Source organism: Mycobacterium paraterrae, assembly GCF_022430545.2.
Lineage (GTDB): Bacteria > Actinomycetota > Actinomycetes > Mycobacteriales > Mycobacteriaceae > Mycobacterium > Mycobacterium paraterrae.
Map to the genome: position 1 here is coordinate 1,976,784 of NZ_CP092488.2, position 18,826 is coordinate 1,995,609.

The following is an 18,826-nucleotide window of genomic DNA, read 5'->3' on the forward strand; positions in this document are numbered from 1 at the left end:
AGGGCCGGCAACTACCGGAACATTGTTCCGTTTTAGGTTAGCGGAGCAGCGCTCCGCTTCGCAAGCGGCGATAAGTTGCTTCCTCCTCAAAGGCGCGGGCGCGACCACCCGCTCGATCACAGTCGGGGACCGAACCGACACTCAGGAGCTTGTGCGCGCCGTCAGCGCCGCCGGAATCCGACTGGTGATCGATAACGTCTTCGAATTCGGCAATGCTGCAACGGCATTCAACGAACTGGCGGAAAGCAAGCACTTCGGCAAGCTGATGATCCGCGTCAACTGAACGGCGCCGTAGGGCCTGGCGGACTAACAGCAGCCGCTTTGCCACGCCACGGCCGGTATGCCGGACTAATATGGTGCGCCATGACAACTGACCCAGCCTCGCAAGAGGCGCATGGGTTGGTCGACCGCGCGGAGGACTCCGCGGCTGACATCGGCATTGACGGCGAGCCGATCAGCAAGCTGGACAAGGCGATCCTCGGTGGGCCGCCGCAGCGGGTGGGACGCTTCGAATACCGCTACGACACCGACCAATGGACGTGGTCAGACACCGTGGCCCGCATTCATGGCTACCAGCCAGGCGAGATCACGCCGACGACAGATCTGGTCCTTGGTCATAAACACCCCGACGACCTGACCCATGTTCGGACGCTGCTGGCTCAAACCGCCGCACCGTTTAGCAGCCGCCACCGAATTATCACAACCAGCGGTGAGACTCGGAAAGTCGTTGTTGTCGGGGACGCCGTCACCGACGACAACGACCGAATAGTGGCGACCCGTGGGTTCTACATCGACGTCACCGACAGCTTCGCCGCTGACCTCCGAGAATCAGTCGACGAGGAAATGGAAACAGTGTTGGCGCACCGCGAGATCATCGACATCGCCAAAGGCATGCTGATGGCCATCTACCGCATCTCCGCCGACGCCGCCTTCGGAGTGTTGCGGTGGCGGTCCCAGGAACTCAACGTCAAACTGTTCAGCATCGCCGAGCGCCTTGTCAACGAACTGCCAGAAATCCTCGATGTCAGTCCATCCACAACAACACCCGTCGACCACTACCTGATGACTTTGCGCTTTCCCGAGTAACCTTCCTGACTTGGGCCCGCAGCCAGGCCCTTACCGGGTGCGTGGCGAAAGATGTTGCATAGCAGGAGAATCGCATTGTCTGGCGCGGAACTAGACGGTGTTGACCGCCTCGCAAGCCCCAGGCCCGTCGTAGCGGGTGCGCACATCACCGGTGCATGTCGCTCTCGGAGTTTCGCTTCTGCTTGGCGATATAGAGCTCAGCGTCCGCTGCGGCGTGCAGCGTGGCGATGTCGGCGTTCTTAGCGCGGGCCGATGCGGTCCCGATGCTGGTGCCTGGCGTGTGTCGTCGCGCGGCTGCCACGAACTGCTCCGCTGCCGGCCTGCGGCCCCCGCGGTCGGCGATGCACACCGCGAATTCGTCGCCGCCTAGCCTGGCCAGAACGGCGTTGGCGGGGGCCACTTCCCGCCATAAGTCCGCACGACTGATCAGGTGCCGATCACCAGCCACATGCCCGTCGGCGTCATTGATCTGTTTGAAATTGTCGATGTCCAGCGCCACAACGGTGACGCTGGACCCGGTCGAACGGGCTCGCGCCAGGAGGTTGGCGGTGGCAATCTCCCAGCCGGCACGGTTGAGTAGCCCCGTCAGCGGATCGGTGCACGCGGCCGCGACCAGAGTCCGCGTGATCAGGCCGAACGACTCGGCGGCGCCGACGATCGCAATCACGAAGATGAGGTAGTCGATGCCCAACTTGGGTACGGGCGCCAGTGCAAGCGCGATGACACAGGCGCTGGTGAGCGCCCCAACCAGCGCCACGCCCAAGCGCGGCGAGTAGAAACCGCGGAGATACATCGCCAGGAACATCGGCGCGATCAGGCAGGCGAATTCGGCAACGATCGCGACGTGGAAGGCCATGACTACGGGTGTGGCGACGATCGCCGCCGCTGTCGCCGGTCCGGGCTTTTCAGGCCGGACGGCCAGCCACGCCAACGCCGCAGCACCGAGGACGATCGCCGCAATGCCACCCGCCGGGTTGCCTGGCTTCAGGCCGGGATGGATTCGGATGAAGCTGCCGAAAACCACGCCCCAGACGTAAAGGAACGTAGTGGCGCCCAAATAGATTCGCATCAGCCGAGCCTGATGCTTGCCGTAAAAGCCGCTACCCGCGTCGGCGCGCAACCGCAACCGGCCTGCCCGACGGCCGAGGGGTCCTCGGGTGCTAAGACCCATCCGGTCAACTTTCCCGGTCGTGTGTCGAAACTCGGCCAATTCTGACATCGCCATTTTGCCGAGTGGGCGTTTGCGGATTATGTGAACGGTACTAAAGCATCCCGCGACACGCGGAAAGAATTCGTCAAATACCACTGCCGGCATACGTGTGTGATGTTTCCGCTGCCTCGTCGGCCACGTGTGGACAGCCCCAGAGCTTCTGCGGGCTGTGACGAAGAGATCGAACAGGCCATTGGTTGGCGCTGCCCAGCTTGCCGGAAAACGCACTGTCAGTTCGCAGGCTAGCCGGCACCGTAGTGCTAGTCGTATAGGACGTCGTTTCCTTTACGCCGAAGTTCTTCTAGGCCGGCGCGGAAATTCCGAAGGTATTCAGGAGAATGCGGCACCCAGTCGGTCATCTCCCCGACAATCTTCACGGGATTTCGGCTGCGGTAAGAGTGTGTGGGGTTGCCCGGAAACTTCTTGTCAGTCACGTTCGGATCGTCCTCGACGTGGTCCTGGGGCTCGACGATGTAGACGCGACAACGGCCGGTTCCGACAGCCATTTCGGCCGCCAGGACCGCACCGTCGAGAACTTTGGTCATATAGACGTGGTTCGCAATGTGCCCTGGACGATAATTGGACGGGTACCCCGGCACCAAAAAATCCCCGACCCGCAGATCGGCCTTGGTCCCGTGAAAGTAGGCGCCGGACGCGTGCACCACAAACCGTTCCGGCGTGTTCGTCATCTCTGTCATAAACAACCTCCCGTCGAGTGAGCTGCGGGGCGATTCTGCACCCTGACGGGGGCCTTGCCGCAAGACCCCCTCTCCGCCATATGATGAGAGTGGGCGAACGCCGCGAGACCGTGTGGTGCGGTGTCCGCTTCTCACTCGGCTCGACGGCACGACCACCGAGCAGGTTTGCAAAAGCTCTGCGATGCAACGTTATTGGCGCTGTTGCACAGGTTGTGCACATTGTGTTTTATCCAGTACTCGTAAAGGGCGCGTCGTTGCTGTTCCAGACCGTGTAGCCGGACAAGGGCGTGGGCCCCGGTAGGTCGGTGTAGCCCTTAGATGACGTTGCCCCAATTACGGGACACCCGGTACCGCGTGTGGCATACGTGCCGTCAGCAGTAGCGCACCTGCAGCATTTACGCTGCGCTGCAACGCTATCGAGGATGCGCTCACCGTTCGGTCCCTTCATAGGGCGTAGTAAGCCTGCCGGCGCGCCGACGGATTCCGGGCGGAGAGAAAGTTTCGAAGATAGGGAGTTCTCCCCATGATCGGCGGTGGTATCCCACGCAGACTGGGATTCCGCGACTCAGATGAATGCTTAAGGAATTGTCGTGATCAACACTCGGTGTCACTGTCGTGCTCGTGGGCGCCATCGCGGGGCTAATAACCTCCGCCTCCAGTGCGTGGCCGCCGCTTGCGGACATGCAGTTACCGAAATCCGAGCCATCCCGCAGGTGGGAGCGGGTAGATGGTGAATACGGACGATCCCGGACCGCGCATCGCCGACGAGGAATCGGCTGACACATTGGCCGCAGCATCGACCGGCCGTTTCATCGCCACAGCCACGCCACCCACAGCCAAGCAGATGATGCGATACACCCGCATCGCCATCGCTGTGACGGCCGCGTTGCTCACCGCAAGCTACACGGCGCTCTTTCTGATCGGCGCTCTCCTCGGGTCTCTGACCGTCGCACGAGTTGGCGGTGCCGTCATCTTTCTCGCGGTACTTCTGTTGGGCATGCCGGGGTACGGGCTATTGCATCGGCGACTCACCCGGAGGAGGAAGGTCCTCGTCAGCGTAGGCAGCGAAGGCCTGACGGTTAATACGCGCCCGGACGAGGTTTTCCCGTTCGGTGACGCGCGGGTTGGCCACTGGACGCTCGAGGGTGACCGCAGATCGATCAAGGGGACGGCGTTGCACCTGGGAACAGACGGTCATCGGTTTGTTCTGGGCGGACGAGACCATCGCCTCGGTGCGGGGATCTTTTCGGAAGCAACGCCCGTCGACAACGTAGACGCCTGGATCTGGGCCGCAGAGTTCGACGAAATTCTCACGATCATCGGGAGACGGTGTGGAACACAAACGGGGAATCCTCTACCTGCGCAGCTGATTCGATGCCTGTTGATTCCCAACGCGGCGAGATCATTTCGTCTTCGGTCTTCGGGATGTTCAAGAACACGGCAACGGCGCTGCGACTGAACAGCAACCCGTCGCAAGCCCAATGGGCCTTCGATTTCGGCGAAGACGCGATTTCAGTCATCGACTTGGCGACCAATGCCCGAATCACCTCAGCCCCTTTGAGACACGTAAAAGCGACAGCTGCAGCAAGCACGCGCTCGATGCCGCGCATCGGGCCGATGACAACCCCCGTACTGATCGTCACCGTTCCCGGCACGCGGCAGTTCACCATCGGTTGCCCCAATCTGGACGGCGCGCCGCTATATACGCTGACGGGTAAAACCAAGCTTCACTACCGGTTCTCGTGGGTCGGCGAGGTCGCTGTCAAAGAGGAACCGGCGTTTGTGGTCTCCGACCCACATTGGCTGACGCTCGTAGACAAGTTTGGTTTAGCCCCACGTCTGGCCGACGGGGCCAAAGAGGTCGCAACGGAGGCGGCGCCGGCCCAGCCCAAACGAAAGCGTTGGATCTACGCCGCCATCGTGGCCCCGATACTGCTTATCGCTGCCTCGGCAATGACGCTGCTCGGCAGCAGCATCACCAACGACAGGCAGCTGAAAGACGAACTGCTGAAGGCAAATTCGCTACGGCAGTTCGCGCTTCCGTTCGCCGATCTGCGAATGCCCCACGGGGTGACGGTCGACGCCTCCGGCAATGTATACGTCAGCGACACCCATACCAATCGGGTGCTGAAACTGGCCGCCGGAACGAGCACCCAAACCGTGCTGCCATTCGGCGGCCTCGACTTGTGTCCCGACGACATCGCCGCGACCACCGCCAGCGTGGCGACCGACACCACGGGAGCTGTCTATGTCAGTGACAGCTGCCACGACCGGGTGGTGAAGCTGGCGCCCGGTTCGAACACCCAGACCGTCGTCCCCTTTATCGGAATGGAGAGTCCGCAAGGCGTGGCGATAGATACTGCCGGCACCGCCTACGTCGTCGACTATTCCCATGGGAAGATCCTCAAGCTGGCACCCGGGGCAGGCGAGGCGGTCGCCCTGCCGCCAATGCGGAATGTCGAACCTAGCGGTGCAGTGGCAGTCGACGCCGCCGGTGATATTTACATCAGCTGCAGCCGCAGACGCACCCGCCAAAGCTGTCTGATGAAGATGCCTGCCGGGTCGAGCAGCTGGACCGGACTGCCCGCGATCTCCGAGCACGCCGGCGACAGCTTCAGCTCTGGCGAACAGGACGTGGCGGTGGACGCCGCAGGCACCGTCTACATGATCTGTTCCAAGGCCGTGATGAAGTTGGCGCCGGGAACAAACACCTGGGTCGCCTGCGGGCGGTCCTCAGCTTGATCGACCCCCTCGGGCTGGCGGTGGATCCCCGCGGTGACTACGTCTATGTCACCGACCATGTCGGCTCCCGCGCGACGGACTCGATCTTCCCGTGGGACAAGGACGACGCTCAGGGTTTCGTACTCAAAATACCGACAGGGTAAAAGCCCGCGCCGCAAGGCTTATCACGTAGAACCGGCGCGATGAACCCACGCACCAGTAGTCCCGGCCGGTGGTACGCGGCGAGTGTCTGAGCCGGCGGGCGAACTGACTGTTGCCCAAACTTGGGGGATTTTCCCCATGTGCGGTCATGGCGCCTGACCAGAGGACCGGGATGCTCGTTATCCGCGGTCGAGATCGACGGGCGGAGTGTGGATTGCGGAGTTGCCTCCGCCGCGTTTCGCGTCGAACATAGCCCGATCGGCGTGCTCGATGAGGGCGTCTAGGAGTGGACCCGGATCGACCTGGGACGCGAACCTGTCCAGCGGCACGCTCGTCCCGCCCACACTCGCGGTGAGCGGAGCTCGATCAGCGGGGGCGGCGACCGCCGAAAGGACCCGCTTGGCGGTGCGTTCCTGGTCGCCCGGGCCGGCAATATCGACGATCACGAATTCTTCACCGCCGAGCCGTGCTACCAACGCACCACCGCGCACGGCGGACTCGATCCGCCGTGCGGTGCGGACCAAGACTTCGTCACCAACGGCATGACCGAACGTGTCGTTGATGAGTTTGAAACTATCAAGGTCTACGACCATCACCGCCAACTGACCGCTGCTGACATACCCCTCGCGCACTAGGTCCCCGATCTGCATATGCAGGCCACGCCGGTTCAGCAGACCGGTGAGGGGGTCGGTGGCCGACTCGTTGGCGTCGCCCCGCAGAGCCCAGATGGCGGCCTGGATACCCAGCGGTGTCCCAGCGACCAGCGTCCCTGACAGGAGCGCCTTTACGGTGAGATCGACGATGTCGAATTTCGACTGCAAACCGACTTTGGCCGCGAAGCCCGCAATCGTCGCGACAATGCAGATGATGTGAGCCACAAGCATTTTCGGACCATCGAAGAACACCAAGAACACCGACAGCATGGTGAAGAAACTGAACCCGAAGGCGGCCAATACCCACCCTGAGTCGAGCAGGACCATCGCGGCAATCGCGATGTCCGCGGAAAAGACGAAAGCGAGGGCCGTCGAACGCGAGGGCCAGGACCGACAACACCACACCCATGCCCAGAATGCCTGTAGTACGACGAAAGCCATTACGGCAATCCGCGATGCGCGGGTGGCTGCCGCCGGCAGCAGGATGGTCGCGGAAATAACCGCGTCCATTCCCGTACCCAAGCCGATCAGAATTTGCACTGCCCCCGACATCGCCCGCTTGAAGTACTGCACTTGCACGGCGTAATCAACAGGCTCGCACCACCAGTCGCGGACGAGGCGGGCGAATGTTTCGAGCCTCCGTGAATAGTCCGACAAAGCCACTCCCAGAAATTCCCGCGACTATTGGGTGCTAAGCGAGGCCTGGCTGCAGTAGCCCAGTACTCAAAGGATAGCGGGCCTATTCCACACGTGACTCATTGCGTACCGTCTCGAGGATGCACGCTGAGTGCGGAAAACAACGTTCTGTCATTGCCTATGACGCCAGCTCAACCCGGCCGCGTACAGCATCTTTCACTGAGAGTTGCCGGTTGTCACTGAGTAGCAAGCGGGCGGCTTAGCTCGAAGCGATTGCCGTCGAGGTCGTAGAACCAGACATATTCGTGGTTCTCGCTTCGGCACAGCTCACCGACCTCAATTCCCCGATCAAGCAATAGGTTTCGAGCCGGTGCGAGATCGTCGGTATCGATCACCGCAACGACATACGTCCGGTCTTCACCCGCGGCCCTTTCGGCGCGTCTAGGCAGTTGCCATAGCGCCACCACGGTGCCGGCGATCAGGTAGGCGGCAATGGGTTGATCCGGCCCGTCGAAACCGACATGGATCGGCTCCAGACCGAATTTTTCGCGATACCAGTCGACGGCCGCGCTGACGCTACGAACGCGCACAACCGTGGTCAGCATCGACGCAGCTTCGAACACATTCGACGCCATACGTGTGATCAAAGCACGCTGACTGTGGTGCTGCGGTCACATTGCTCGACCCTAAAGACGCTCACATGCCTCTCCCTCCGCCGCAGGCGCGTACCGGTTATCTGTCATTCGATGAGGTCATGCGACGGTGGCCGTAAGCCGCCATTGGTTAAGGCGGGAAGTAGCTGGGTGAAGGCGGGCATCAAAAGTGTGGGGTCTTTGTCCCATGGGAGGGCGAGCAGTTGCTTGACGCTGCGTCTGCCGCCAAAGGACCGCAAGGCGTCGAAGTCGGAGATGCTGAGCGCAAGCTGACCGGGCGCGGTGTGCGGGTCGCCCATCTGGACAGCTCCGAGCGAGGGCGTGGACAACCGGAATGACGGCAGCCGCGCATGCCGGATGAATTGGTCACCCGTCGTCGTCATGAAGCTCAATGCTGTCGTGAACGTGAGATCGCCAGTGCGAGAGCCAGGTTCACCCAACGCCCCGCGTATGTCGTGCTCATGCGTCAAGGTGTCGAAGACGAGTTGGCACACCCCAGCATCAGAGGCGAGGGCGAGATTCGTCGACACCGCATCAAGCGACTGCGCCCATCGAGCGAGCAACTCGTCGATGCTGTGCTCGCCTAGCCGTGCGACTTGCGCGTTCGCCCAGGGCGCGGTGCCTTTCTCGTCCAGGTTCAGCGCGACGATGTCTTGGGCGACGCCGACCAAATGCGCAACAACCTGTCTGATCGTCCAGCCAGGACATGCCGGGACTGGGAGTTCGGCGATGTCGTCGCGACCGCGCACCAGCGCATCGACCCGTGCGCAGATGCGGCGGTAGGCGACGGCCGCATCGTTCATCGAGACCAGTCGCGGCGCTTCGCCGTAATTCAGACCCATCGGGTCTCCCCTCTCTCGCGACACCGCCGCGGTCAGGGCCGACCCTACATCGAAATTAAGGAAATTAAGGAAACTATGTGGTAACGATAAGACCTGTCGGGTTCGTACGGGCGACTTTGGCGCACCGTCTGTGCGCCCACGCATCGGTCAGAACGTGTTGAACAAGTACAACTCCAGGGACTCGAAGAGGCTCGCGAATGCTCCGCTGCTGGCGAGCCCATGCTCGACTGCGCCGATAAGTGCGTCGAGGGTGTTGATGTTGTCCGAGATATCGATTTGTGTGAGGTCACCGTCGATCGAGGTGGTGGCATCGGCGATTTGCGTCGGTGTCAGGCCCAGATATGCCGTGTGCGTGGTGAACACGTTGATCAATGCGTTCATCAGGCCGCCAGCCGTGAAGTCTTGTTGGAAGTCGGCAATGCCGTCGCCGTCGAGTGTGTAGATCGTCGTCGGATACAGATCGTTTGGCGTCAGGTGTTCCACGGCGCTGTCCATTCCAAGCGCGTTGAGGATGGCGGTCTCCTGACTCGAGCCGTGGCCGTACACCGAGTCGAGGGCCGGCACTAGGTTGGGCCCGATTCCGCTCGGGAGGGAGGGGTCGCCGATGAACACGAAGTGCAGATCGTCGCTGGGAATGCCGTCTTGGGCGAGCTGTGACATGGCGATCGATTCCGCAGTCGCGCTCTGTGAGTAGCCGAAGATCGTGAGCGGGTGCTCGGCGTTGAAAGCGCCTGGGTTGACGTCGAATTCGTTACGCACGGCGAGAACGACGTCGTCGGCGTCGGTCACACTGCTGGGGCCCTGCTGGAATAGTTCGGGGGTGGTCAACACCTGCAGCGGTGCGGCACAGGGGTCGGTGGCGACCATATCGCAGACCGTCGACGAGGTCGCGCCACCGTCGAAACCCAGCGGATGCAAATACAGGTTCTCGGCGGCTTGGGCAAAGGACGTCGACGGGGTGGGCTCGCCCGTTCCGCCGAGGATGATCGCCGTCTCGCTGCCCCAGAGCGGGTCGTCCGCGTCGCCGAATGCGGTCGCCGCCGTCAGCACGGACGTCAGCGCCATCACCACGCCGCCAGCGCCCGCCAGTAAGCCGAACCGCGGCCAATCCGACACCCGACCAATCATCTTGACCCCTTCAAACCCGCTCGACCGAACGCCAACAAAAATAGACAAAGTAAGCAAAACGTATCATTTCGGTGCGGTGCGCGCCGGGAGTTTGGCGAACGAATATGCCGCGGGGGACGCTGGTAGGCCAAAAATGCTGACAGCAGCACTAGTCTTCAGCCCAGGTAGAGAACTGCAAACCCGCAGCCCAGCGAGAAGTCAGGACACCAGGATTGCCTACGTCGCCCCGGCGCCGAGGCCGCCCGCCAGGCGGTGGCAACACCGCGGAGCAGACGCGCGAAATCCTCCTCGACGCTGCCGAACGCTCGTTCACGGTCCGCGGCCACCGCCGTTCCACCATGGAAGTCATCGCACAGGACGCCGGCTACTCACGGGCCGCGCTTTACCGCCAGTTCCCCAACCGTGAAAGCCTTGACGCCGCGCTTATTCAGCGGACGACGCAACGGCACATGATGCGCCTGCTCGAGGGCCGCGACAGCATGGACCCCATCGAGACCGTCGTGGAAATTCTGGTGATCGTCGCCACTGAACTTGCCCACGACCCGCTCCTTCGAACCATCTCCGAGGCGGCCGACGAGGGCACGGTGGCCCAGATGCTGGCTAACAGCGCCACAGTCAGCCGGCTCGCAGAACCGACGATCGAAGCTATCCTCCGCCAAGACGACGGGGAGCGGTTCCGAAGCGGCATCCGTCCGCAAGACCTCACCCAGTTTCTCACCACGACTGCCCTGAGCTTGCTGCTCGGCATCGTTCCCGACAGCGAAAACGCCGACGTCGCAAGAGATTACATCGAGACCTTTATTCTTCCCGCCTTCATCAACGATCCACCACAGCCACGCGTGGTGTTCCCCTTGCGGGTCGACAACGACCCAGGCTAGGAGGCTGCTCGGCGTAGACGTCGCACATCGTGTTCGGCGCAGCCCACGCGGTCGGCGGCCTCGGCGATCGATAGCTCCGGATTGAGCAGGGTCTGCATTTCCTCAGCCGAGAATGACGGTTCGACATCCCATGGTGCCTGATCCCAGCCGGCGTCAGAAAAACCGGCAAACAGAGGGTCGCTCATGATGTTTCCTCGGATCATGTGAGGACCAGCGTCCCACGTGAAATAAAGAACTCCGGCTGCTGGCTGCGCCGCATGATTATGTGCCGATTTTAACGGTGCCGGTGCCTGTTCGCAGCGCGAGAAGATCTCGGTCGGCCTGTAGCCGAACGTGTTTCACTCAGAGATCGAGGACGAGGGTCTCTGATGCCGGCGACGGGGTGGACACGCAGAGCAGGATGCTGCCTGGGGCGGGCGGTTCGAGGGGTTCCAGGTTGTAGTGCACCTGCCCGGACAGGAGCGCCGTCTCGCAGTTGTGACAGACGCCGGTACGACATGACCATCGGGTCGGCACGTCACAGGCCTCCGCGAATTCGAGGAGACTGCCGTAGCTGGGCGACCACTGGACGGCTATTGCGCTGCGGGCGAACTGAATTGCGGGCCCTGGGCCGGTCGGACCTTCCGGCGGATGCGGAGATTTGGCTTCGGTGGCGGCAATACCGGGGGTGAGGGCTGCCCGTGCGCCGAATTTCTCCAGGTGCACGTTGGCAGGATCGACGCCACACGTGGCGAGCGCCTCAGCCATTGCGTCCATAAATGATTCCGGTCCGCAGATGAAAGCTTGCGCGTTGGTGGGCAACCCCAGGCGGCTGAGTTCACCGACGGAGAGCCGGCCCTGCTTGTCGTACTCCTCGCCCAGGCGGTCCGTGCCGCCCGGCCGACTGTAGAAAACAGCGGACTGCCAACGGGGCAGCGTGTTCAGCAACCCGCGAGCCTCCGCGGCGAACGGGTGTTCGGTGCCGTCGCGCGCACCGTAGAGCCACCAGACTGGACGCGTCGACGCCGACGTCGCCAACGAATGCAGCATGGACAATACGGGCGTTGCGCCGACCCCGGCCGACAGCAGGATGACCGGCTCGTTGCCGTCGTCGAGAAAGAACGCGCCGCGCGGGGCCGCGACATCGAGGACATCGTCGGGCCGGACATGGGCATGGATGTAGGAACTGACGGTGCCTGAGGGCTCCCGTTTGACGCTGATCCGGTAGGTGCCCGACCCAGGGTCGTTGGACAGCGAGTAATTCCGGATCAGCGGCGCGCCGTCAGGACCGGCTGGCACCCGCACCGTGATCGACTGGCCGGGCAGCCATTTGGGCAATGCCGTGTTGTCGGGGTCGGCCAGGGAAATCGAGCGCACGCTATGGCTTTCGTCGTGGATTCCGATCACACGCAATTGTCGGAAGCCCGGCCAAGCGGGTGGCGGGGTGCTGCTGCCGGTCAGACCGCTGTTGCCGGCCGCCGTGCCGGTGTCCTGATCCAGTAGCTTCTGCAGTGACCACTTCCAACCGGGGCTGAGCGCTGGGATACCAAGGGCGCGTTGTAATGCGTCACGGCGATGGCCTGGTAGGTAGAGCAGCGCATCGATCTCGGCGACGGTGATCTTTTCCGGCCCGTCAGCGATCTTCTCAATGGCCTGGCCGGCTTCGACTTCACCTTCGGCCAATACGCGGCAGTAGAAGCCCGGCCGCCGATGTGACACCAACAGCGCAGGCATACGCGGTTCGCCGAGTCGGATACCTACTCGGTAGCAAGTGACGCGCGGCTGGGTGACCTCCAGCACCGCTTCACCGATGCGGTAGCGGTCTCCGATGCAGACCTCGTCGTCGGGAAGCCCGTCGACGGTGAAGTTTTCACCGAATGCCCCCGGCTCTAAGTCGCTCCGACCTAGTTCGGCCGCCCAGTGGTCATACGACGCGAGTTGGTAGACCAGCACCGCCCGGATTTCTCCACCGTGGCCGGCCAGATCACCTTGGCCGTCTCCGTCGATGTTGAGGCGGCGGACCATGCGCGGACCCGTCACCGGAGACTTCCAAATCCCGGTGTAGACATTACGGCCCTGCCACGCAACGTCTTTCGGCATACCGACGTTCACCGAGACTAGCTTGGCCATGTCACACACCTCGTCGGGGGTTGGAGCCGCTTCGGGCAGTCATCGGAATTCTTGCGCAATATGTCGCTGTTCGCCAGAAACGCTAACGGGTGATCATCCCGTATTCGGCGTGAATGTGTAAGTCTCGCCGTGCGCAAGATAGACAAATTCTGTTGCCGCATACGATCTTTCGGCCGCACGCTTGAAGTCGTCGAGCCCCGACAGGAAGACCGAGAAATCGTTGTAGTGAATCGGGATGGCGGTGTGAGGTTTGGTGATCTCCACGGCGCGTACTGCCTGCTCGCCGGTCATCGTGACCACGGTGACGAGGAAGGTGGTGCCACCAGTGTGGATTAAGCCCAGGTCGATGTCGGGGAAGCGGGTAGGGATGTCCTCGAGGGCGTCGACGAGCATCGTGTCCCCGGTGATGTAAAGCCGGTACAACAGCTCGTCATTGCGGCCGAAGTCGAGTACGTGACCGTTGACCGGCATGAGCAGCTCCTCGACGGCGTCGTCGGCGGCGTGCTTGGCCGGCATCGCGGTGATGGTCAGCGCCGCGTCACCTTTGCTGACTTTGAGGGATTCCCAGGTGTCGAGGGGATATCCTCGGTCGAACCCGAGCTTGTTCAATTTGCCCACCGCGTCGGCGGTCGTGACGATGGGTAGCGTCTTGTCGAGTTCTCGGGCGGCGACGTCGTCGAAATGGTCGCCGTGGTAGTGCGATAACACGATGAGATCGATCGGCGGCAGATCGGCTATTTGGCAGGCCGGCTCGACCTCGCGTCGTGCCCAAATGCCGTGACCTAGATGCACATGCTCGCCTTTGTGGAGGAAGGCTGGGTCGGTCAGCACCGTCAGACCGCCATAGCGGATCAATGTTGTGGCGTTGCCGATGAAGTAAACGTGGCCTTCGGTGAAGTCAGCGTTCTCTTCACCGAACAGCTCAAGCGAGTTCATCTGCGCTCCCATGCTATTTCGGTAATTGCGTCTTCATGGCTGTGACGACCTGTTCGGTGTACGGGACGGCGTGCGCCAGGAATGCGTAGTTCACTAGCGCCGCCTGATAGCCGTCGCCGTGGACCGGATGACGGGGGCCGGCGGTTGCATCGCGGACGACCGCGACCTGGAATCCTTGCTCGAGCAGGTCCCGCAGGTGGGACTCCACGCACATATTGGCAAGCATGCCGCACAGAACCACCCTGCTGATGCAGCGTTTCCGGAGTTGGAGTACGAGGTCGTTGGTTTGGGGGCCCCATACCTTGTGAGGGCTGGCCACCACGGTCGCCGCGTCGTCGATGAACGGCTTGAGTCGATCGATCCAATCCGCACCTGAACCAGCGAAGCCGTCCAGATTCAACGGCCCTGTGCGGCTAAAGGCATTGGTGCGCAACTCATCTGATTCCAGAGGACCGCTGAACAGCCAGCTATGATCGGTGGGGTAGAAGTAGTGAGGCGAGATGAACAGCGTGAAGCCGGCGGTTTTGGCCGCCTCGAGAATCTCGGCGAGATGCTCGACCGTTTGATTCTCGATGACGCTGTCGCGCACCAATTCCCAGCTTTTACCCGTGGGGCTCAGGACGTCGTTCTGCGGATCGATGACGACGATGGCGGTGTCGGAGGGACTATATGCGAAGGGAGGCGCCGGTTGCGTCGTCACGATCGTCGTCACCGCCCCTGCCGAATGAATTCCAGGAGGTCGGCATTGATGACGTCCGCGTGAACGGTCGGCATGCCGTGAGGATAACCGCGATAGGTCTTCAGGTACCCATTTTTCAACAGCTGCGCCGACCGGGGTCCCGAGGCGGCGTATGGCACGATCTGGTCGTCGTCACCGTGCATGACCAGCACCGGAACCGTGATTTTCTCGAGGTCTTCGGTGAAGTCGGTCTGTGAGAACGCGACGATCCCGTCGTAATGAGCCTTCGCGCTACCCATCATGGCTTGCCGCCACCAGTTGCTCACGATCGCACCCGAGGCAGCTGCGCCCGGCCGGTTGAAGCCATAGAAAGGCCCGGAGGCCAACTCCCGGTACAAGATCGATCGGTTGGCGGCGAGCTGGTCTTGCAGCCTGTCGAACACCTCGACCGGTTGGCCGCCGGGGTTTGTCGCGGTCTGAACCATCAGCGGTGGGACCGCACTGAGCAGCGCTGCCTTGGCGACTCGGCCTTGGTCGTGGCGCGCCAGATAGCAGACTACTTCGCCGCCGCCGGTGGAGTGGCCCACCAGGATGGCGTCCCGCAAGTCGAGATGGTCGACCAGCGAGGCGAGGTCGTCGGCGTAGTGGTCCATGTCGTGGCCTTCGCCGGTTTGGCTGGACCGTCCGTGGCCCCTTCGATCGTGGGCGATCACCCGGTAGCCGTGTCCGAGGAAAAACAGCATCTGGGTGTCCCAGTCGTCCGCCGACAGCGGCCAGCCGTGGCTAAAGACGATCGGCTGGCCCGAACCCCAGTCCTTATAATAGATCTCGACGCCGTCACGCGTCGTCACCCGGTTCACCGAGCCTCCGACGTCGCCGTTACACCGGCATTGAACCGCGCGGTCGACCCGTTCATGGCCCTTACTGTGCTTGGCCGTCTGGCTGGGAAAAAGAGCCAGTGCTCGATGACTGCAATCGTCGAGGCTGATGAATCGAACACGGTACGTTGCTTTCTGCCGTATGGGCGGGTGTGAAATACCGGGTCAGCGCAGCGGGATATCGCGGCTCGGTCCGCGCTCGCTGTCGGGCCGCGGGCCGAAATAGCGGCGCTCGGACTCATCGATGCGGACGTCGTTGATGCTGGCCTCCCTGCGGCGCATCAACCCGTTGTCGTCGAACTCCCACAATTCATTCCCGTAGCTGCGCCACCATTGGCCGCTGGTGTCGCGACACTCGTACTGGAAGCGCACCGCTATCCGGTTGTCGTGGAAGTCCCACAGGCTCTTACGTAACGAGTAGTCGAGCTCTCTCGCCCACTTGGCGGTGAGAAACTCAACGATTTGGTCGCGGCCGCTGATGAATTGGCCGCGGTTGCGCCATGCGCTGTCAGGTGTGTACGCCAGGCTCACCTGGTGGGGATCGCAGGTGTTCCAGGCGTCTTCAGCGGCCTGCACTTTGGCCAGGGCCGAATCCAAGTCGTAGGGCGGAAACGGTGGGCGGGACTCAGTCATTCGGGGAGACCTTTCGGCAGCAGCGGCGCAGTGTGCTGTCAACCAGATTGCGGCAGCGCTGTGACTAGAACAACGACCAAGACCGGATGGCTGCAATTGCCGCTGTCGATTAATGCCCGGTGTGGCGTGAAATATCGTTCACGACTCGATGGGCCGTAAGGTGTCGGCGGACATGAAAAACTGCCCACTGGCGGACATGAAAGTGCCCGTTCGCGGCCAATAAGAACTGCCCACCGGCGGATACGAAAGTGCCCGCAGGCGGCCATGAATCTGCCCAGACCTACTTGATGTCGTTCGGCGCGTCTGCGCTGGGGCGGCCTCTCCTGCGGTTTCGATGTCGATGCCTAGTCGACCCGACAACCCCAGGAGAGACCTACTTGAAGTCTGACGGAGAACTCATGGAAATACTCAATGCCTACGACCTGACCGGGTCCTACCGCGCCGCGGCCGAGCTGTGTGGGTGCTCGCACCACACCGTGAAGAAAGCGGTCGAGGATCGCAACGCTGGGCTGCCCCCGGCCACGCGGCGGGCCCGGATGATCGATGATTGGCGCGACCTGCTGGAAACCTGGGTCGCTGATTCGAAGGGCAAGATCCGCGGCGACAAAGCCCACGACAAGCTGGTGGCGTTGGGCTACACCGGCACCGACCGCACCACCCGCCGTTCGTTGGCGGAGATCAAAGCGCAATGGCGCCTTGGCAATACACGCGTGCACCGGCCCTGGATCACCGAGCCAGGACTGTGGCTACAGTACGACTTCGCCGACGGCCCCCTTGTCGCCGGCCGCAAGATCGTGCTGCTCGTGGCGTGGCTGGCGTGGAGCCGCTACCGCGTCGTGGTGGCTTTGCGGGACCGCACCGCACCCAGTGTCTTCGCCGGCCTGGACCGCATCTTTCGCATCGTCGGTGGTGCTCCGACCTACCTGCTCACCGACAACGAGAAGACCGTCACCACTGGACACATCGCCGGAGTTCCGGTCCGCAACCGGGCCGCGGTCACCTTCGGCCGCTACTACGGCCTTTCGGTGCTGACGTGTGAACCCGCCGACCCAGCCACCAAGGGTGGGGTGGAGAACGCGGTGAAGCTCGCCAAAGCCGACATCGTGCCTACTGAGACCAACCTCCTGCCGCAGTACGACTCGTTCGCCGACGTCGAAGCCGCATGCGCCGGTTTCACCACCGAGATCAACGCCCGCGTGCACCGGATCACGGGACGCCGGCCGGCCGAGATGCTCATTCAGGAACGCCCGGCCCTGCACGCGGTTCCTGACCTGCCCCACACCGCCGCGTTGGGGGTGACCCGCCGGGTTCCCGACAACACCCCGATGGTCACCTTCGACCACTGCCAATACTCGCTGCCCGCAACTCTTCTGGGCCAGACAGTGTGGATCCGTGACCACGACGGCACCGATGAGGTGGTGATCTGCGCTCTTGATGGCGGCGGCCCGGTGGAGGTGGCGCGGCATCGCCGCGCCGCCCCCGGTAGTCCCGCCATCAACGATGACCACTTCCCTGAGCATCGGGACAAGGTGCCCGGTGATTACCGGGTGCGGGCCCGCACTGTCAGTGAGCAGACCTTCCTGGCGCTGGGGCCGGGTGCGGCGGTGTGGCTCAAAGAAGCCGCCGCCGTCGGCACCGAACGGATCCTGCAGAAGATGGCCCACGCGGTGGAACTGTCGGCGTTAACCGGCCGCGCCGATGTCGACTGGGCGCTCGGGCATGCTGGCGTGCACGGTCGCTTCGCCACCGGTGACCTTGATTCCATCCTCGCCAGCAAGGGCATGGACACCACTCGCCGCGGCGCCGACGAAGACACCTCCCTGGCGCAAGGAACCAGTGGGTGGAACTTATTCGGCCGCAACGTTATCGACGCTGACGAGGCAGGCATCGCGTGACTACCACCACGACCACCGCGTCGCTACCCGCCGACGTCGAAGCGCTGATGCGTGGGCTGCGGTTGCCGCACGCCCGCGCGATCGCCGCCGACGTGCTGGCCACTGCCCGAGCTCAACGCTGGGACCCCACCGAGGTGATCAAAGCGCTGCTGACCGAGGAGTCCGCCGGCCGGGCCCGGTCCATGCTGGCCGCCCGCCGCAAAGCCGCCGGCTTCCCGACCGGGAAGACATTCGACGTGTGGGACCCCAATGCGTCGTCGATCCCGTTACCGACCCAGCAGGCGCTACAGACCCTGGAGTGGGTGGGTCGTCGGGAGAACCTGGTGGTCTGCGGGCCCGCTGGCACCGGCAAGACGTTCTTCCTCGAAGCGTTGGGGCAGAAGGTCATCGAAGCCGGGATGCCGGTGGCGTGGTTCACCCTCGAGCAGATCGGGGTCCTGGTTCGGGCGCACCGCGCTGACGATTCGTTGGGCAAGGCCGTGGCCAAGATCGTGCGTGCCGAGCTCGTGGTGATTGACGACGTTGGACTGTTGCCCGTCGGTGCCGATGCCGCTGAAGGGCTCTACCGCATCGTCGAGGCCGCCTATGAACGGCGCTCGGTGGCGATCTCATCGAACCTGCACCCCAGTGGTTTCGATGAGCTGATGCCCAAGACGTTGGCGACTGCCACCGTGGACCGGCTGCTGCATCACGCGCACCTGTGCCAGACCAGCGGAGACTCCGTGCGGCTGGCCCAAGCCCTGCACGGGAAGGGAGTCAAACCCTTGAGCTGACAACGGCCTCAACCACCGGTGGCGGACACACCCTAATGGGCAGATTCGTGTCCGCCACTGGGCAGTTCTTATTGGCCACCTACGGGCAGTTCTCATGTCCGCCCACGGGCAGTTTCAGCTGTCCATTGACATAAGGTGACGATGATCACCAGCTCGTACCGGATCAATCCGGTCGAACATACTGCGGTGCTGGATCTTTCGTCAGCTAGCGACGCCAACTCGGTCGTGATCTGGACTCGCGACGCGCACTAAGCGT

Annotated in this window: 20 protein-coding genes; 8 read left to right on the forward strand and 12 right to left on the reverse strand. The window is 62.7% G+C overall.

Translation table 11 applies throughout. From position 1 onward, the window contains the following. Positions 1–151: 151 nt before the first annotated feature. Together MKK62_RS09445 and MKK62_RS09450 are read left to right on the forward strand one after the other, a co-directional pair. Positions 152–283: a hypothetical protein gene (locus MKK62_RS09445; protein ID WP_240261322.1), complete on the forward strand. Its 132-nt coding sequence runs from the start codon at positions 152–154 to the stop codon at positions 281–283. 80 nt (positions 284–363) lie between these two features. Further along, positions 364–1,086: a PAS and ANTAR domain-containing protein gene (locus MKK62_RS09450; RefSeq protein WP_240261321.1), complete on the forward strand. Its 723-nt coding sequence runs from the start codon at positions 364–366 to the stop codon at positions 1,084–1,086. 145 nt (positions 1,087–1,231) lie between these two features. Here MKK62_RS09450 and MKK62_RS09455 read toward each other — a convergent pair whose 3' ends face one another. Together MKK62_RS09455 and arr are read right to left on the reverse strand one after the other, a co-directional pair. Beyond that, positions 1,232–2,212 (reverse strand): GGDEF domain-containing protein, encoded by a 981-nt coding sequence (locus tag MKK62_RS09455; protein ID WP_350355759.1) that lies wholly within the window; start codon positions 2,210–2,212, stop codon positions 1,232–1,234. Positions 2,213–2,556: 344 nt separating this feature from the next. Then, on the reverse strand, positions 2,557–2,985 hold the full coding sequence (gene arr / locus MKK62_RS09460) for an NAD(+)--rifampin ADP-ribosyltransferase (RefSeq protein WP_240264227.1): 429 nt from the start codon (positions 2,983–2,985) through the stop codon (positions 2,557–2,559). A 736-nt stretch (positions 2,986–3,721) separates the two neighbouring features. On the opposite strand from arr, the gene MKK62_RS09465 reads away from it, so the two are divergent. From MKK62_RS09465 to MKK62_RS09475, 3 genes are all read left to right on the forward strand, one after another. After that, positions 3,722–4,453 (forward strand): hypothetical protein, encoded by a 732-nt coding sequence (locus MKK62_RS09465; RefSeq protein WP_260060477.1) that lies wholly within the window; start codon positions 3,722–3,724, stop codon positions 4,451–4,453. Positions 4,454–5,052: 599 nt separating this feature from the next. Further along, positions 5,053–5,736, forward strand: coding sequence for an NHL repeat-containing protein (locus MKK62_RS09470; RefSeq protein WP_260060494.1), 684 nt, complete (start codon positions 5,053–5,055; stop codon positions 5,734–5,736). Further along, positions 5,733–5,879: a hypothetical protein gene (locus MKK62_RS09475; protein ID WP_240261318.1), complete on the forward strand. Its 147-nt coding sequence runs from the start codon at positions 5,733–5,735 to the stop codon at positions 5,877–5,879. Before MKK62_RS09470 ends, MKK62_RS09475 begins: the two co-directional genes overlap by 4 nt. A gap of 177 nt (positions 5,880–6,056) precedes the next feature. On the opposite strand, the gene MKK62_RS09480 is transcribed toward MKK62_RS09475, so the two are convergent. The 4 genes from MKK62_RS09480 to MKK62_RS09495 all read right to left on the reverse strand — a co-directional run bounded on the left by MKK62_RS09480 (position 6,057) and on the right by MKK62_RS09495 (position 9,789). Beyond that, the gene (locus MKK62_RS09480) at positions 6,057–7,103 is read right to left on the reverse strand and encodes a GGDEF domain-containing protein (protein WP_240261317.1); all 1,047 of its coding nucleotides are present in this window, start codon (positions 7,101–7,103) and stop codon (positions 6,057–6,059) included. Between the two features lie 299 nt (positions 7,104–7,402). Continuing rightward, positions 7,403–7,771, reverse strand: coding sequence for a VOC family protein (locus MKK62_RS09485; RefSeq protein ID WP_240261316.1), 369 nt, complete (start codon positions 7,769–7,771; stop codon positions 7,403–7,405). 134 nt (positions 7,772–7,905) lie between these two features. Continuing rightward, positions 7,906–8,661, reverse strand: a complete 756-nt coding sequence (locus tag MKK62_RS09490; RefSeq protein ID WP_240261315.1) for a maleylpyruvate isomerase family mycothiol-dependent enzyme — start codon at positions 8,659–8,661, stop codon at positions 7,906–7,908. A 147-nt stretch (positions 8,662–8,808) separates the two neighbouring features. Next, positions 8,809–9,789, reverse strand: a complete 981-nt coding sequence (locus tag MKK62_RS09495) for a PE-PPE domain-containing protein (protein ID WP_240261314.1) — start codon at positions 9,787–9,789, stop codon at positions 8,809–8,811. 338 nt (positions 9,790–10,127) lie between these two features. Between MKK62_RS09495 and MKK62_RS09500 the strand changes: the two genes are divergently transcribed. Beyond that, positions 10,128–10,667, forward strand: a complete 540-nt coding sequence (locus tag MKK62_RS09500; RefSeq protein WP_240261313.1) for a TetR/AcrR family transcriptional regulator — start codon at positions 10,128–10,130, stop codon at positions 10,665–10,667. Here the strand turns inward: MKK62_RS09500 and MKK62_RS09505 are convergent. The 6 genes from MKK62_RS09505 to MKK62_RS09530 form a co-directional block, all read right to left on the reverse strand. Next, the gene (locus MKK62_RS09505; RefSeq protein WP_240261312.1) at positions 10,664–10,852 is read right to left on the reverse strand and encodes a hypothetical protein; all 189 of its coding nucleotides are present in this window, start codon (positions 10,850–10,852) and stop codon (positions 10,664–10,666) included. The two genes, MKK62_RS09500 and MKK62_RS09505, sit on opposite strands and share 4 nt — an antisense overlap. A gap of 157 nt (positions 10,853–11,009) precedes the next feature. After that, the gene (locus tag MKK62_RS09510) at positions 11,010–12,776 is read right to left on the reverse strand and encodes an MOSC and FAD-binding oxidoreductase domain-containing protein (RefSeq protein ID WP_240261311.1); all 1,767 of its coding nucleotides are present in this window, start codon (positions 12,774–12,776) and stop codon (positions 11,010–11,012) included. A gap of 93 nt (positions 12,777–12,869) precedes the next feature. Beyond that, positions 12,870–13,712 (reverse strand): MBL fold metallo-hydrolase, encoded by an 843-nt coding sequence (locus tag MKK62_RS09515; RefSeq protein ID WP_240261310.1) that lies wholly within the window; start codon positions 13,710–13,712, stop codon positions 12,870–12,872. Positions 13,713–13,725: 13 nt separating this feature from the next. Then, entirely contained in the window at positions 13,726–14,412 is a 687-nt protein-coding gene (locus MKK62_RS09520; RefSeq protein WP_240261309.1) for a cysteine hydrolase family protein, read from the reverse strand. 8 nt (positions 14,413–14,420) lie between these two features. Further along, positions 14,421–15,251 carry an alpha/beta fold hydrolase gene (locus tag MKK62_RS09525; RefSeq protein WP_240261308.1) on the reverse strand — a complete coding sequence of 277 codons (831 nt, stop codon included), beginning with the start codon at positions 15,249–15,251 and terminating at the stop codon, positions 14,421–14,423. A 183-nt stretch (positions 15,252–15,434) separates the two neighbouring features. Beyond that, positions 15,435–15,902, reverse strand: a complete 468-nt coding sequence (locus MKK62_RS09530; protein ID WP_240261307.1) for a nuclear transport factor 2 family protein — start codon at positions 15,900–15,902, stop codon at positions 15,435–15,437. A 377-nt stretch (positions 15,903–16,279) separates the two neighbouring features. On the opposite strand from MKK62_RS09530, the gene istA reads away from it, so the two are divergent. Continuing rightward, entirely contained in the window at positions 16,280–17,797 is a 1,518-nt protein-coding gene (gene istA / locus MKK62_RS09535; protein WP_240258325.1) for an IS21 family transposase, read from the forward strand. Positions 17,798–17,844: 47 nt separating this feature from the next. Continuing rightward, positions 17,845–18,570, forward strand: coding sequence for an ATP-binding protein (locus MKK62_RS09540; RefSeq protein WP_240263800.1), 726 nt, complete (start codon positions 17,845–17,847; stop codon positions 18,568–18,570). The last annotated feature ends 256 nt before the right edge of the window (positions 18,571–18,826 follow it).